Here is an 826-nt window from a genome sequence, read left to right on the forward strand (position 1 = left end):
CAGCATGGCGACCAGGTTGCGATGGTGAAAGTCGCGGCTCTGCGGGCTGAGCTGTTCGGCATCCAGCCGGTAGCATGCCGGCACGCGCTCCTGCTCGGGAGGTTGGGCGGGTTTTGTGTGCTCCAGTTGTTCGGCCGGCATCAGGTCACGCAGTTGATGCTGGTAGGCCGAGACCGACAGGCTCAGGTCCAGGGCCATGCCTTCGGCATCGGCGAGCGCCACCACCACCGGCACTTTCGGTTGGGTCCAGGGGTAGTGCCGGGCGATGGCAGTGAGGTTGCCGATGGGCAAGGTTTCGGTGATCGGGTCGCTGCTCCAGGTCAGCGGCATGCGCCGCTCTGTTGGCTTGAAGTCTTCGACCCAGGTTTGCAGGGCACTCACTGGCAACACATGGGGCTGGGTGGACGGCGCCGGGTTGCCGCTCACCAGCTCGGCCATGTCCAGCTGGCGCATGTGCCGTTTGCGCAGGGCTGCCGAACCGGTGATACGGGCGGTGATGGCGTTGGTCCACAGGTGCGGGCTGTAGCCGATCCACACTTCCTCGGCGGTGTCCTGGCAGGTGTCGGCCCACACCCAGCCGGTGCTCTGGCCGGACAGGTAGCGCTCACGGCGGTGGTAGTCCTCCAGCCCTTGGTAGCGCAGCTCCTTGTAGAGGCCCGCGCCGACGTGCTCATGAATGACCAGCTTTTCGCCCTGAAGGCCTTTCATGAACACGTAGACATAGCCCGGGCGCAAAGCGCGGAGGGTGTAGGCCGAGTGCTGCAGCGTGGGGAAGCCTTGTTCCAGGTTGAAGCCTGCATCGGCATAGCGGCAGGCGGGGGCGTCG

General features: G+C 65.6%; 1 protein-coding gene. It reads right to left on the bottom strand.

The genetic code is table 11. The features are described from left to right. A partial coding sequence (locus tag N5D53_RS27605) for a T6SS effector BTH_I2691 family protein (RefSeq protein WP_279841144.1) occupies positions 1 to 826 on the bottom strand: 826 nt, incomplete at both ends.

This window comes from Pseudomonas sp. GD03862 (genome assembly GCF_029840855.1).
Taxonomy (GTDB): domain Bacteria; phylum Pseudomonadota; class Gammaproteobacteria; order Pseudomonadales; family Pseudomonadaceae; genus Aquipseudomonas; species Aquipseudomonas alloputida.